This is a genomic window from Agromyces protaetiae (assembly GCF_004135405.1).
Lineage (GTDB): Bacteria > Actinomycetota > Actinomycetes > Actinomycetales > Microbacteriaceae > Agromyces > Agromyces protaetiae.
In genome coordinates this window covers 2,970,172-2,983,480 of the sequence record NZ_CP035491.1, presented here as the reverse complement: position 1 = coordinate 2,983,480, position 13,309 = coordinate 2,970,172, and the positions used below count along the sequence as shown (strand labels likewise).

Genomic DNA, 13,309 nt, shown 5'->3' with positions numbered 1-13,309 from the left:
CTCACCGCCCGTCCGTCACGACGAGGCACTTGTCGGCGTTCGCGTTGCCGCAGAGGCGGGTGTAGAAGGCCTTGAGCCCCTCGATGAAGCCGCTCGACAGCGGGTCGCCGGCCACGCGACCGATCCCGACCACTGACACCGTCGCGCCCGAGAGATCCGGCACGCTGACCGAGTCCGCCAGGCTGGTGGCCTCCGCGTCACTCAGTTCGTGGTTGATGACCACGCCCTGGTTAGTGAGGCCGTCCGTGAGGATGGTCGCTTGCAGCTGGAGGTCCGGACGCAGGTCGCGGGCCTCCCCGAGCAGGCGCAGCAGTCCCGTGACGTCGGTCCCGCCCTGGGGCAGCAACTCGATCGCGGACTGGTAGTTGCCGGCGACTTCCTTCATCGTCTCCGCGACGACGTCGGGGACGCGGCGGAGCCGGGCGATGTCGGTCGAGCCCGGCACGGACAGGTCCGCCTCGTAGATCGGGGCGGTCACGGAGTTGGTGCCGAACGCCACGATCGACACATGTCCACCGCAGACGGCGGCCTTCTCGACGTCCGCTTCGAGGTACTTGAGGTACTCGCGGGCGATCTGGTCGTCCCGGGTCGTTCCCGTGCCATCGACGGCGTCATAGACGTTGAGCTGCTGGTCCGTCGGACAAGTGGCGAGCACCGCCTGCAGGCGACCGAGGTCGCCGGAGGCGTGGGTCGAACAGCCCGCCAAGGCGGCGGAGGTAGCCACCAAAGCTGTGGCGGTGATGCCGAGCTTGAGTGCGCGGCGCGATACTGAGAACGTCATCGACGTTTCCTTTCCTTGTTCTTTCACTGGGATGGGGTGGAGCAACTGGATGACGGGGGTGGCTCAGTTGGCGCTGAGCCACCCCGCCTTATGGGGCTTCGCTATGCGGCGGACTTGGCGTCGAGGAGCGTGGCGATGCGGCGGCCCAAGCGGCTGGACTCAGCGAGGGCGGCGCCAAGGACGAGGTTGGTGATCTCCGGGTCCGTGGCGAAGCTCGGGTGGAGCGTCAGATGCGCACGGGCACCGCGGAACACCGACGCGAGGTCAGTTGCGAGGTTGAGCGCCACGGACTGCACGATGCGGTGTTCCGAGTCGCTCAGGATGAACTCGTCCAGGCTCGGCGGCGGCTCGACCTCATCAGTCGGCGGCTCGTCGATCGGCTGATCGCTGGGGTGGATGGACTGCTCGATGGCGTGCAGCGTGCTGTGGATCTCGGCCAGGTGCTTGCGGCCCGATGGCGCGATAACGGCGCCCCCGGTGAAGCTCAGGTCCGGGTGCTGCACGGCGCGGAGCGCCTTCCACAGCGCGTCGGCGGCAAGCTCAAGGCGGGTGATCGCCTCGAGCTGCGCGCTCGGGATGGTGGTGGTCACGAGGACTCCTCGGTGTTGGTGGATGGGTGGTGAAGACCGGACGAGCCGGTAATGACGACGACGGTATGAGCCATCGAGGGACGTTGCCCGCGGATGTGGGCGCGAACCTGGAGACGTGGTGCGGAACGTGGGGAGGAGCCGGGAGGGAAACGTGGAAGTCGCCGGTGGGACGGCGAAAGCGTCGCGCGAACGGTGCCGAGGCTTCGTCGCAGCTGCGACGCTCTGGATACGCTGAACAGATGGGAGCCCCGACGCCAAAGGACGCATCAGTGGTGTCTGATTGGGAGCGCGGACTCCGTGAGGAAGCCAGCTCGAAGCGGCACGATGTCCGCATCTTCGCCCGCGAGCACTTCCCTGTCCTCGCTGCGGCGCTTGAACTGTCGCCGGGTGAACGACTTGAGAGCAGAGTTCTGGCGTCCGTCGCCGCCTTCGACCGCGACGCCTCCGACGCGCCCCAGTGGGATGAGTTCCGTGCCCTCCTATGGGCAGCGTGCGCCTGGTGGGGAATCTCGGAGCTTCGCCCGACGCGCGAGCAGTGGGCTGCCTATACGAAGACGGCGGGCCTGGCCGACGAGCACGAGTACGCGCGCGATGTCGACCGGCGATCCTTTCGGCATGCGTGGGCTGCGCACGAGTACCGTGGACGTCGGCAAGGTCTGAGCGAGCCGTTCCCACTCGGGGCCGCTGACTACGAGAACGGGCGACGCAACCCGCTCAAGGCGCAGGTTCAGGACGCCCTGATTGCGTTCTTGCTTGCCCTCACCCATGACGGCGACGGCGCCGAGTTCTGGGACTCACGCACGAATCGGCTCGTCCGGGCCGGCGTTCCCGTGGCTCCTGACGACGGCGCAGCGGTGCAGCGACCAACCCACCACGAAGACTCCACGCCTCCGGCAGTGCAGGCCTTCTACGAACGGGTACGGCGCCTCGGGCAGCGGATCGTCCCGGCGCTCCTCACCGAGGCGGAAGACATCGCTTCGGAACTAGAAATGCCGCCCCCAGCGTCGTGGGCTGAGTTCGGACGGCGCCTCGTGGTACTGGTGCGTATCCGAGGCGTGCTTGAACGGCTCACCCCCGCCGTCTTCGAGGCGTCGCTTTCCGACCTCATGACCCTCATCAGCCCGATGGACGGCGGCGAGTTCGCCGCAAGCCATGCACGGCACGCACGGCGCCTGTCGGAGCGGTACGTGCGACCCTGGGTCACGTTGACACCGGTGCAACTCAGCAACTCAGCGACGATGGCGATGCAAACACGACAGGAGTGGAGACAGCTGACCGGTCAGACGCCACCAGCAGTTGTTCCGATGCGGCTCGAAGAGACACAGCTCGCCTGGGCCGTCGCCGGGGTGCAGCTGGAAGAGATCGACCGGATTCTCGACCTCCAGGGCGATGATCGCCTTGCAGAGCGGAGTGTCGGCGACCTACGGGCGGCGCTCGATCGCATCGGTGCGATTCGGTCCGAGCCGAGCGCTCTCAAGTCCGACCGAATGCGGAGCGACGAGCAACCATAAGCACCAGGGGTAGCGCAGCGGATACGGTGCATCACGCTTTCGACCTATTGACACGTTCGAACAAATGTGCGACAATGTGCGGCAGTTGAAGCACTCATCTGATACGAGAATCTTCAACGGAACGCTCGCCGACCTATCGGCTTGAGCGGTTCGGGATAGCTCTACATCCGTTTCTCGGGTGCAGGAGTGACGACACCACCGCGTGAGAATGCGCGTGAAGTGGTGGCGTCGCTCCTGCAACTGCAGGGAACGAGATACCCGAGGAATTAGGGGGAGCGATTTGCCGCAAGAACTACCTGTCAGTGAAGTCCAGACCGCAGTTACGAGCGACGAGCTTGCGACAGTACTCGGCCCGTGGCGAGTGAGCTTCGACGAAAGCCCGGTGGTGGACATCCACGGCGTGCCCTATCGATCTCACCTCAACGGTGGCGGGCTCGTCGCGCTCAGCGCGCACGTTGCGTCGACGGTCCATGTTGGCCTCCGCGCCATGGTGCGAGGGCGCGCGATCGTCGTCGGCTCTGTCCGACTCTTCGATGAGTCCGTGGTCGAAGACAACGCAGTGGTCGCCGATGGATGCACCCTTCGCGGGAGCAGCCGCATCGGAGGAGACGCCATCGTCCGCGGACAGGTGACGCTCGCCGACCACGCCCGCATCGACGGTGACGCACGTGTCAGCGGCGGGGTGCTCCTTCAGCACTTCGCACACATCAACCAGGGAAGCCTCAAAGGAGGCATGACGGTCAGCTGACCGACACCCACTCGAGCCCGCCTCGAGCGAAAGAGAAGAGCCCGCCGGGCGACTTCCGTCGCTCGGCGGGCTCTTCTCTTATTGAGACGCGAATAGAGCTCCTGCGAATGCTTGTACGTGGCCGGTTCGGCAATCTATACGGCAACGCACCGCACAGCTAACCCGTAGAGTTTATAGTCATCATCAGCCGGATAGACGTAAGAACTCCCGAAGTTCAGCTGGTAGGCATTGGTAGCTGAGCTCTGAGTCGACGACCAGTAGTTGCCGTCGCTACCCAGATACTTAAACCCACTGTCCCACCAGCCTGTCCGCTGCGTGAGCCATCCTGTACGCAGCCCGGCATCTGTCGTCGCTGAGCCACCATTAATGGCGGTATTCAGAGCGCTGAAATCGCCACTGCTGACTCTAGGTAATCGCCAGCCAGCGGGACATATCGAGATGGTTGTACTTGGCGTCGGAGTTGTCGCATTTGCACAAGCACTCGTGCTGGTTTGGGCACCCATGGCGGCACACCAATTATAGAAGTAGCCGTACTGGCCTGTGCCGTCGGTTGAGATAGATGGTGCGGTCGGCTCCGTCGTGAAGTTTGTCGTACCTGGAACAACGTAGTACCGAGCGGCTGTGTAGGTTGTGGAGCCCCCTGTGCCGTTCGCCAAGGACTTTACGTCTGCATAGGTATTCGTGCCGCCCCCGGCGTAGCCAAGATTAGTGAGCATCCAACACTTGCCATCAGCTAGCTTCTGCACCCAGTAGGTGTGATTGTCCCGGGCGTCAACGGCCCGCGTACGGGTCGTCAGGCAATTTGCTGCCGTGATGGTTTGAATGACGCTGCCGTCGGCAATAGTGCCATCACCTCCGCCACCTCCGCCACCAACGTCACAGGCGCCACTAACCGTGCGCCGGGTAGTTGAGTCGTATGAGAAGGTGATCGACCCGCCCGTCACGGCGACGCAATACGTATCGCCCGTCGATGTGTAGGCGACAGTGCGCCCGCCGTTCAGGGCGAGCCCTCGGCCTCCGTTTGCGGCATTGGCGGTGGCTGGATAACTGCCCGAAGTGATGCTGTCCAGCTCAAGGATGCTCGTCAACGTTTGGAGATCGCTCTTCACTGCAGTCTCATTCGCCTGATTCACGACACCGTTGTAAGAGACGACCGTGATTGTCGCAAGGATGGCGATAACCACGATGACGATGAGTAGTTCGACGATCGTGAAACCTGCGCCGCGCTGCGGCTCTGCCAAGTGATTCGGAGTGGTGCGTGATGCCCTTCGTGCCATAACTGCGCCTGACTATGAAGTACGAGCGCGTTCTTGGCAAGGCTTCGCCTGCCGTAGAAATAACAACAAAGGCTGTGGACAAGAGACGGCGGCGCGTTTGTCCTCGCGACTGCTTGACCGGGGGCGAATAGCTAGTGCTGACTGGGCTGGCTCCGGCACTGAATCAGAATCGACATAGCTGGGCTTGAAGGCTCCCTCGGCACGAATCACGTCAGCGGCGAGGTTGCGGCTTCCGTGGTTTGCTTGGCTGCTCGAGCGGCGACCCGACACCGACGACGTGCCACCAGCCGCAGTACGGGCAACGCACCACCTTCGTCGGCTTGTGCGCGCGGCGCGCGATCACGACTGCTTCCGCTTCGCTCTGAAGCGGCGGACGCTTCGTCGGACAGTGCACACCTCTCATGATCGGAACGGTATCCTCGACCACCGACATCATCGCGTCGCGAGGACCGCCATCCCGCAGTTCGGACAGCGCCAGGCCTTCCGTTCCGCCAGGCACAGTCCGCCGCAGTTCGGGCACGACGGCGGCAGGGGTCCAGCGCTCAGTGACGTCGCTTCCATCACGGCACGGAGCTTCTCGGCGGGTACTTCATAGTCCGGATCCCACGCGATGAATAGGCCGCTGCGATTTGAGGTTTGCAGCCGTAGCCCCGCGACCTTCATCGCTCGGCGGAGCTCGCGGCGGAACTCGGCCACGTCGACGGGAAGGTTCTCGGTGGCCGTGTGGAAGCTTCCTTCCTCCCGCAGGCGTGCGACGTACCAGGAGTAGTTCAACTCGACGCCCATGGTGGTCACCATAGGGCCGTCGAGTTGCACTGGGAAGCGAAGCCGCCTGGCGGCTACGCTTCGGCAACGTGGCTCGGTATGCGCTCCTCAACAGCAAACAGCTCGCGGTGCTCCGGTGGATCGGCGATGGACGGCCCAAGGGCGTGTACGATGAGGGCTTCGATCATCGCATCACCGCGCGTGCTCTGGAGCGCCGTGGTCTTGCCGCTATCCGTGGCCACGGTGCCAGCTGGCGAGCGCAGCTGACCACCGGCGGTGAGTACTACCTCCTGCACGACGCCTATCCACCCTCAGACGAACCGGAACAGCCGCCCAAAGCTGCGCGACGGCCGCCTCCACCCGTCCGCCCGCCTGAGCCTCAGACTGAGCCCATCCCGGACCTCTTCGAGCGTCTCGACGTGGGCGGCGGCGTACTTCGCATTGAGACGCCCACTCCTTCAGAGCGCATCGCCGTTCGCCGTGCAGTCGAACGGGCTCGTGCTGCCGGTGACCTTCCACCCCATCAGCGGCTGAAACTGTCCGGCACGAAGGCCGGCCCGCTCGTGGTCGAACTCGTCACGATCTCGGACGAGGTCCCGCAGGAAGCGCGCATCGCCATCCCAGCGGAGCCGGATCGAGGACGCACCGAGGTCCGTGCGCTGACGGCTTCCCCGTCGCTTGTGCTTGTCAGCGAGCAGCAGCGTCCGCGCGCGTTGGCGGTGGTGCAGGCCATCGCGGAGGAGTGCGAGCGACGGGGCTGGACGCTCACGGTCGACGAGACCCCGACGTGCCTGGTCGCCGTTGGGGACGACAGCTACCGTCTCGTGCTCAGCGAGGAGAAGGAGAAGCGCGATGTGTACGATGACGCCGAGATCGCAACTCGCAAGTACGACTGGCAGCGCGTCAGCCCCACCCGGCGGGAGGTATGGAACGGGCGGCTTCGTCTGGAACTTGTCAGCGTCTACCCGAACAGATGGTGGGCTGACCGCCGTCGCTGGAAGCTCGCTGACAAGCTGCCGGAGGTCTTCAACGTCGTTGACGAGCTCGCGGCCGCCGCACGAACGCAGCGACAGCGCCGCGAGGACGAGTATCAGGCGAAACTACGTGAATGGGAGGCGGCCGTCCCGGTCGCCCGCCAGCGGTACGTCCAGAAGCTGAACCAGGACCGCGCGACGGCGCAGCTGCAGCAGTGGCGCCTGGCGCGAGACCTCCGCGACTATGCCGATGCGATCGAGCAGCGTTCCCTTGAGCTCCAGGACCAAGGAGGTGCATCGTCGGCACGAGCCTGGGCCGAGTTGCTCCGGTCAGAGGCGCTGCGGGTAGATCCGATCCTCGACGCCGCGGCGCTCAGCGTCGACGAGCCGGATGACATACCGACTCACGAGTTGGACGCGTTCATGCCGCACGGCTGGTCGGTGCGCACCCCGCCGCGCCGGCCCGCCTGACTACCAGCGGTGGCTCTTCGCCTCGGAGAGCGGCACGCCGAAACGCCGGGTGAGGTCGTCCGCCTTCGCCTTCTGTCCGGCGTCCTGGAGGGCGCGTATTGCTTCGCTCAGCAGCTCGTCGACCCGCACCACTTCCTTCCGAAGCGCCGCGAGTTCCTCCATCCGGTCGACCGCCTCGGCGCCACACCAGGTGCGAACGAGGTCGCGCTTTCGCTTGGCGAAGGGCCACTCAGCATCACGCGCGGCCGCGTCTTCCGGTTCGACGAATCGCCCAGCGTCGCCCCGACCGAAGTGCACCATGTAGCCGTGCGTCGATTCTCGCAGCGCTTCGGCTTCTTCCTTGACCAGGGACTGCAGAATCTCATCGGGGTACAGTTCGCAGGCACGTCGCACGAGCTGCTCAGTAATGGCCCACGGCACGATGAGCGCTCCGTCGTCCTCGAAGGCGAGCGGATCCGAGCGGAGCAGCGCTTCGTCGATCGTGAGCCGCCGTGCGAGCGCGGATGGGTCCGCGATGGACGTGACACCCGCGTATCGGTAAACCGGCTCAGCAACCGTGGAGTCGATCACCGCCTCGAACACCGTCTCGATCGCGTACGCCGTCGGTGTCTCATTGAAGCCCGGGTTCGTATCCACCGCGTCCCAGCGCGCTTCCATCGCCTCGAGTTCCTTCGCCTCCGACCACGGGACCTTGAGACGTGCCGGTGGCACCCACTCCTCTCGACCCTCGAATGACGCGTCGACGAAGCTGACGAGCACGCGTGGTGGCTTCTGGGTGCCGAATCGCACCACCGTCACTTCGACCAGCGGATCGACGCCCCGTGCGCGATACGCCCAGTGCTCTCCGGGCTCAGCGGCCATGGCGCATCCCGTGTTGTCGCGTGTTCACGGGACCAGCGTAGGAAGGTGAGTCCCATCCGGCCACGCTTGGCCGAGCCCCCGTCGGGACCCCTCAGGGGCGCGTGTCTTCACGACCGAGCTCCAACTCGTAGACGGTGCGCAGCAGCGACGCCATCAACATCACGGCGACGATGCAGTTGCGCTCGGTCACCTGATCCGGCGCGAGGTCGTGAGCCACCACGTGGCGGCTGAGGTGAGCTGGTCGGGGCTTGCCAGACTTCGCATGCCACTCGTCGTAGAAGCGCACGAGCGGCGCGCGGGTCGCCTGCTCCAGGAGTCGATCCCTTCCTTCGTCCGTCTGCAGTGCGTGCTGCCGCGCCGCGCGCTGCCGATCCGACGCCCACCGCAGGGCTTCGACCGTCCCGTGGACGATGGTCACGGCCGTGACTGCGGCGATCTCCCAATGCCCGTCGCGGCATCCGGCGAGCACCTTCTGGACAATCGGAAGAGCGGGAAACTCGGCTGAATCGTCTTCCAATCGCGCGAGCGCTGACGCGCAGTCCTCGAGGATCTCGTCACGGCGAGCGATCAGGATCAGCGAGCGCTCGTTTCCCGAGCTGGCGGTGAGAAGCTCCTCGAGGGTCGCAGTGCGCGGCACCCACGCAACGGGGATGCCATCGTCGTTGACGAGTTCGACAACGGCGTCGATCTGTTCCTCCACCGCGTCGGACCAGTTGCCGGGGCGGTGGGCAGTGCGCAGCCACTCGAGGATCCCCGGCGAGAGCGCCGTACCCGCGAGCATCTTCTGGAATCCGCTCAGGTCCGGAAGCTGCGGCATGTGTGCCGTGATCTGCGCGAGTGCCGATGCTTGCGACGAGGCGACTGCCTGCGCCATGGAGCGAATGGACTCGGTGAGATCCGGCGGAAGGCTGGGCATGACGATGGTGCGAGGAATGGCCGCAGCGAGCGAGGAGATGGCGGCCAACTGTGCCTTCGGGATGATGTCGGTCTGCAACGCCGCTAGCTGCGGTTGCCACGTGGCGGTACTGAGCCGAACCGTCTCGGCCACCGAGTCCAGAAGCGGCTGCAGGGCCGCTGCGTTGAGCGATGCGGCGCGCGACAGCGATGCGTACGACTCCGCCAGGCTGCGTCCCTGTGATGGCTCATCGTCATCGTCCAAGGCGATGGAAGCGACACTGTCGGTCACGGGCGGGCTCCTTCTGAGTCGAGACGTGCCTCTCCATTTCACTACGCGCCTCCGACATCTCCGGCGTCCATCGGCCCGTGTGTGCGGCGAAAGTGCGCTCGGTATGCTCACGCAGCTGGGCCTTGTCCAGCTCGGCTAGCCGCTCCCGCGTGCGGCTAAAAGGCCAGGACGCGGCGTACTGCGTCGACGACGGCCGTCCGTCGGTCGGCCCTGGACAGCTTCGGCACGAACGGAGCGAACTCTGGAGATGCTGCCGACCAGATCTGGGCGAGGTGGATGACGAGACCAAGGATGACGACAGGGTCGACACTCCGCGGAAGCGTCCCGTCCTCTTGCGCTCTTGCGACCGCGTCGAGCTTGTCCTGGATGTTCTTCGTCACCGCTTCGATGGGCGTGGCGCTGTCGCCGCGCTCGAGCCGGTACCAGGTGGCCAGTCGCAGGATCTCGGGGTGGTCCTCGTAGCCGTCGAACAGTCGTCCTGCATACTCGGGAAGGTCGTTCGGGTCGATTGGGGCGTCCTCCACGGCCGCGACGACGAGGGAGTCAAACGCGGCGTCGAAGAGGCCGTCTTTGCTGCCGAAGTAGTGGTAGATCTGCGCCTTGTTCGACTTCGAGGCGGCAGCGATGCGGTCGACGCGTGCGCCGGCGATGCCGTAGGCGGAGAACTCCTGGATGGCAGCGTCGATGAGTCGTTTCCGGGTGGCTTCTGAATCACCGGGCGGCATGTTGCTGCGTCCTCTCGCCGTCGTTGGATCCATTCTCTCGTACCGCGTCGACGCGAGCGTAGGCGGCACGGAGGTGGTCGGCGATCATGAAGACTGCCTCACGGGCGATCGCAGTCGGCTTGTTGTGAGTGAATCCGTGATCGACGCCCGGGAACTGTCGATGGGTGACCTGCACTCCCTTGGAAGCCATGTCTTCGGCCATCGCGTTCATTTCGTGCCGGAGCGTGTCGTGCTCGCCGGTCATGATGAGTGTCGGGGGAAACTCGCCAAGTCTCGGATAGAGCGCAACGGACACCGCGGGGTTTCGCGGGTCGGCGCCGAAGAAGTAGGTGCGACGCGCAAGCCCCATCATCTCGGGAGTCACGATCGGGTTCTTGATCGCGGTCGTTCTGGACTCGTCAGAGCGAGACAGGTCCGCGCACCCGAACTCCGAGGTAATAGCGATGGGCAGGGGAACGCCGTCGTCGATTGCTGTGGCGACAACACTCATGGCGAACTTGCTGCCCGCGCTGGCCCCGCCGATGGTCAGGCGTGACAGATCCCAGCCGTAGGCGTCTCCGTTGTCAAGGATCCAGTGGTAGACGTCCGAGTTCTGTTCCTCTGCGACCGGCCAGGACACGTCGGGCGCGGTGTCATAGTCCGGTACGACCACGACGGCTCCGAGTTCGGATGCGAGGAAGCGGGCGGTGCTCCCCTCCTGCCACGGAGCGCGAATGATGAACGCACCGCCGTGAACCAAGAGATGAATCGGGGGCCGACGGCCTTGCTGCGCGATGGCCGCAAGATCTTCGTTCGTCGGGCTGTAGACGAGCGCTGCGATCTCCCCATGACGGGTCGGGATGCTGAGCGTGTCCGGCTTGGAGATCTTCTTCGTTGCGAACTCGAGGTCCTTGTCGGACCAGAGAATCTTCATCAGGAACGGGAACGTTCGCTGGAAGCGTCGAGCACGGCGGACGTCCTCGCGACGCATGTGTTGGGTGATTGACATTGGGTGTGACTCCTTCTGCGCGGGACTCAGCTGACGATTCCACGGTGATCGTCTTGACCGGAACGTGCGCTACGTTTATAGTCTAACTAACTAGTTAGATGAACACAAGGAGACACAATGACAAGCGAACAAACGACGAAGGACAGTGCCAACGTGCACGTCGTTCGAAGATTCATCGATGAGGTCGTCAATGGCGGCAAGACCGAGCTGATTGAGGAGCTCTGGCATGCCGACCTGGTCTGGGAGGGTGGAAGCCTGGGCGAGCAGAAGGGCATCGACGCCTACAAGAAGATGATGGGCGGTGGTGGCGGCACGAACCGCTGGATCGGCCTCCACCTCGTGGTGCACGACACCTTCGAGAGCGGCGACCAGGTGGTCGTGACTTTCACCAACAGCGGCCAGCGCAAGGGCCGCCTATTCGGCATCTTCCCGTTCACCAGCAAGCGCGGCTCCTGGAACGGCGTCGGCGTGTACACCCTGCGGGACGGCAAGATTGCCCGCGGCTGGTTCGTCGAAGATGTCGTCGCCATGCTCCGTAGCCTCGGCGCCGCGGGGGCGCTCAACATGATCACGTCAGGAGGCAAGTGATGACTACCCGTGTTGCTCTTGTTACTGGAGCCTCATCTGGCATCGGCGAATCTGCCGTCCGGCAGCTCCTCGAGCGCGGCTTCATCGTCTACGCGGCCGCTCGGCGCGCTGATCGGCTCGCGGCCCTCAAGCCCCTCGGAGCGAGACCGCTTCCGATGGACGTCACCGACGAGGCCGCGATGGCGAACGGTATTGCCACGATCCTCAATGAAACCGGACGCATCGACGCCCTCGTCAACAACGCCGGCTACGGGGCCTACGGTGCCCTCGAAGACGTGCCGTTCGATGAAGGCCGCAAACAGGTCGAGGTGAACCTGTTCGGACCGGCTCGCCTCATGCAGCTCGTCCTCCCATCCATGCGCGCGCAAGGCAGCGGCACGATCGTGAACATCACCTCGATCGGCGGCAAGATCTACGGGCCGTTCGGTTCGTGGTATCACGCCACCAAGTTCGCCCTCGAAGGCATGAGCGATGCGCTCCGCGTCGAGGTGGCGCCTTTCGGTGTGCGTGTCGTCGTCGTCGAGCCCGGCGCCATCCGCACCGAGTGGAGCGACATCGCACGCGAAAACCTCCTGGCTACTTCCGGAGACACTGCTTATGGTGCGTATGCCCGCGCAGTGAAGGACGTGCTCGAGGCCGCTGACCGACCCGACAAGGCGTCCCACCCCGACGTGGTGGGACGAACGATTGCCGATGCCATTACGTCAGCCAACCCGCGTCCCCGCTACGCGGTTGGTGCCGGGGCTAGCAGCGCCATCTTTGGGCGACGTCTGCTGAGCGACCGTGCCCTCGACCGCGTGATCTCACAGCGCATGGGTGCGTCGAATGCAGTGCCCGACACGCGCAGGTAATCACGTAGCGTCCGATTGCGCCATTCCTAACCGTGCCGAGGACGTCCTCGAAGAGACGCCGCTACGGAGAGGACCGCCACACTTCCGCGCTACCAGCCCGGCCGGACACTTCAAGCAGCGAGAGCCATCGGTTTCGCTTGCACGCCTCCAGGAGAAGTGGGTCGACGGTACCGACGTCCTCTACATCGGAGTTGCCACCGCGGGTACACGCGGCAGCCGTGGCATCGCCAGACGGCTCGATGAATACCCCCGCCACGGCGCGGGGGAGCCCGTTGGCCATTGGGGCGGGCGATTCGTATGGCAGTTGGAGGACAGCGATCAGCTCCTCGTCGGGTGGCGCGTCGAGGCGAACGAGGACCCGGAAGACGTCGAGGCGGGACTCATTGAGGGCTTTCGACGGGACCACGACCGGCGACTGCCGTTCGCGAACCTAAAGCAGGACCGACGTCGCGCGCAATAGAGGTAGACCGTTGTGGAATAGACAACGGGTATTGACTTTTCCGACCGGTCGTTCATAATCGCTCTTCCACTCCTCGTCGGGCTGCGATGTAGAGGACCCCACCCGGGGGTCATCCATCGCTTCCGATGAGGAGGCTCAGCATGGCTGAGAATGAACTGCCCGAGGTGCCGGCCACGGCTCTCGGACCCCTGCGGACGCTCGCCGTTCGCATCACCGACGGCCTGCGTGTCCAGCTGGACGTGATCGCCCAGCTGAACGACCGCACCGTCACCGAAGAGATCCGTCTGGCCCTGGAGTCCTGGATCGAGGCTTCCAAGTCCGATCCGAAGGTGCTCCAGCGTGCCGAGACGGTGCGTGCCGAGATCGACCGCGAGGCGAAGACCAAGCAGGACGCGATCGAGGCCATCTTCGGCGCCGCCGATTCCGGAGCGAAGGCTCCGTCGAGTCGCGGCAAGACCGCTCCCGCGCAGACGTAGTTCGTCGGCGCTGAGAGCGGCACTGCTCCCTCCCCACGACTTGGGGACTGGGAGAGG

General features: G+C 64.9%; 14 protein-coding genes. 6 read left to right on the top strand and 8 right to left on the bottom strand.

Annotated elements, in window-relative coordinates; all coding sequences use genetic code 11:
* Nucleotide 1: 1 nt before the first annotated feature.
* Both ET445_RS13895 and ET445_RS13890 read right to left on the bottom strand, forming a co-directional pair.
* Nucleotides 2-781, bottom strand: coding sequence for a hypothetical protein (locus tag ET445_RS13895; protein ID WP_129191801.1), 780 nt, complete (start codon nucleotides 779-781; stop codon nucleotides 2-4).
* 101 nt (nucleotides 782-882) lie between these two features.
* Nucleotides 883-1,371: a hypothetical protein gene (locus ET445_RS13890; protein WP_129191800.1), complete on the bottom strand. Its 489-nt coding sequence runs from the start codon at nucleotides 1,369-1,371 to the stop codon at nucleotides 883-885.
* A 269-nt stretch (nucleotides 1,372-1,640) separates the two neighbouring features.
* Here ET445_RS13890 and ET445_RS13885 point away from each other — a divergent pair, with 269 nt between their 5' ends.
* Entirely contained in the window at nucleotides 1,641-2,882 is a 1,242-nt protein-coding gene (locus ET445_RS13885) for a hypothetical protein (RefSeq protein WP_129191799.1), read from the top strand.
* Nucleotides 2,883-3,243: 361 nt separating this feature from the next.
* Entirely contained in the window at nucleotides 3,244-3,630 is a 387-nt protein-coding gene (locus tag ET445_RS13880) for a hypothetical protein (RefSeq protein ID WP_129191798.1), read from the top strand.
* Between the two features lie 134 nt (nucleotides 3,631-3,764).
* On the opposite strand, the gene ET445_RS13875 is transcribed toward ET445_RS13880, so the two are convergent.
* Nucleotides 3,765-4,871, bottom strand: coding sequence for an FISUMP domain-containing protein (locus tag ET445_RS13875; RefSeq protein ID WP_165314454.1), 1,107 nt, complete (start codon nucleotides 4,869-4,871; stop codon nucleotides 3,765-3,767).
* Nucleotides 4,872-5,339: 468 nt separating this feature from the next.
* Nucleotides 5,340-5,693 carry a hypothetical protein gene (locus tag ET445_RS13870; protein ID WP_129191796.1) on the bottom strand — a complete coding sequence of 118 codons (354 nt, stop codon included), beginning with the start codon at nucleotides 5,691-5,693 and terminating at the stop codon, nucleotides 5,340-5,342.
* Between the two features lie 68 nt (nucleotides 5,694-5,761).
* Here ET445_RS13870 and ET445_RS13865 point away from each other — a divergent pair, with 68 nt between their 5' ends.
* Nucleotides 5,762-7,117, top strand: coding sequence for a hypothetical protein (locus ET445_RS13865; protein ID WP_129191795.1), 1,356 nt, complete (start codon nucleotides 5,762-5,764; stop codon nucleotides 7,115-7,117).
* On the opposite strand, the gene ET445_RS13860 is transcribed toward ET445_RS13865, so the two are convergent.
* The 4 genes from ET445_RS13860 to ET445_RS13845 all read right to left on the bottom strand — a co-directional run bounded on the left by ET445_RS13860 (nucleotide 7,118) and on the right by ET445_RS13845 (nucleotide 10,877).
* Nucleotides 7,118-7,978, bottom strand: a complete 861-nt coding sequence (locus tag ET445_RS13860; protein WP_129191794.1) for a hypothetical protein — start codon at nucleotides 7,976-7,978, stop codon at nucleotides 7,118-7,120.
* 91 nt (nucleotides 7,979-8,069) lie between these two features.
* Nucleotides 8,070-9,164: a hypothetical protein gene (locus ET445_RS13855; protein ID WP_129191793.1), complete on the bottom strand. Its 1,095-nt coding sequence runs from the start codon at nucleotides 9,162-9,164 to the stop codon at nucleotides 8,070-8,072.
* A 155-nt stretch (nucleotides 9,165-9,319) separates the two neighbouring features.
* Nucleotides 9,320-9,958 carry a TetR/AcrR family transcriptional regulator gene (locus ET445_RS13850; protein WP_208008422.1) on the bottom strand — a complete coding sequence of 213 codons (639 nt, stop codon included), beginning with the start codon at nucleotides 9,956-9,958 and terminating at the stop codon, nucleotides 9,320-9,322.
* The gene (locus tag ET445_RS13845) at nucleotides 9,876-10,877 is read right to left on the bottom strand and encodes an alpha/beta hydrolase (protein WP_129191792.1); all 1,002 of its coding nucleotides are present in this window, start codon (nucleotides 10,875-10,877) and stop codon (nucleotides 9,876-9,878) included. Before ET445_RS13845 ends, ET445_RS13850 begins: the two co-directional genes overlap by 83 nt.
* A gap of 117 nt (nucleotides 10,878-10,994) precedes the next feature.
* Between ET445_RS13845 and ET445_RS13840 the strand changes: the two genes are divergently transcribed.
* From ET445_RS13840 to ET445_RS13825, 3 genes are all read left to right on the top strand, one after another.
* Nucleotides 10,995-11,465, top strand: coding sequence for an ester cyclase (locus ET445_RS13840; protein ID WP_129191791.1), 471 nt, complete (start codon nucleotides 10,995-10,997; stop codon nucleotides 11,463-11,465).
* On the top strand, nucleotides 11,465-12,316 hold the full coding sequence (locus tag ET445_RS13835; RefSeq protein ID WP_129191790.1) for an oxidoreductase: 852 nt from the start codon (nucleotides 11,465-11,467) through the stop codon (nucleotides 12,314-12,316). Before ET445_RS13840 ends, ET445_RS13835 begins: the two co-directional genes overlap by 1 nt.
* A 600-nt stretch (nucleotides 12,317-12,916) precedes the next feature.
* Nucleotides 12,917-13,252 carry a hypothetical protein gene (locus tag ET445_RS13825; protein ID WP_129191789.1) on the top strand — a complete coding sequence of 112 codons (336 nt, stop codon included), beginning with the start codon at nucleotides 12,917-12,919 and terminating at the stop codon, nucleotides 13,250-13,252.
* Nucleotides 13,253-13,309: the final 57 nt, after the last annotated feature.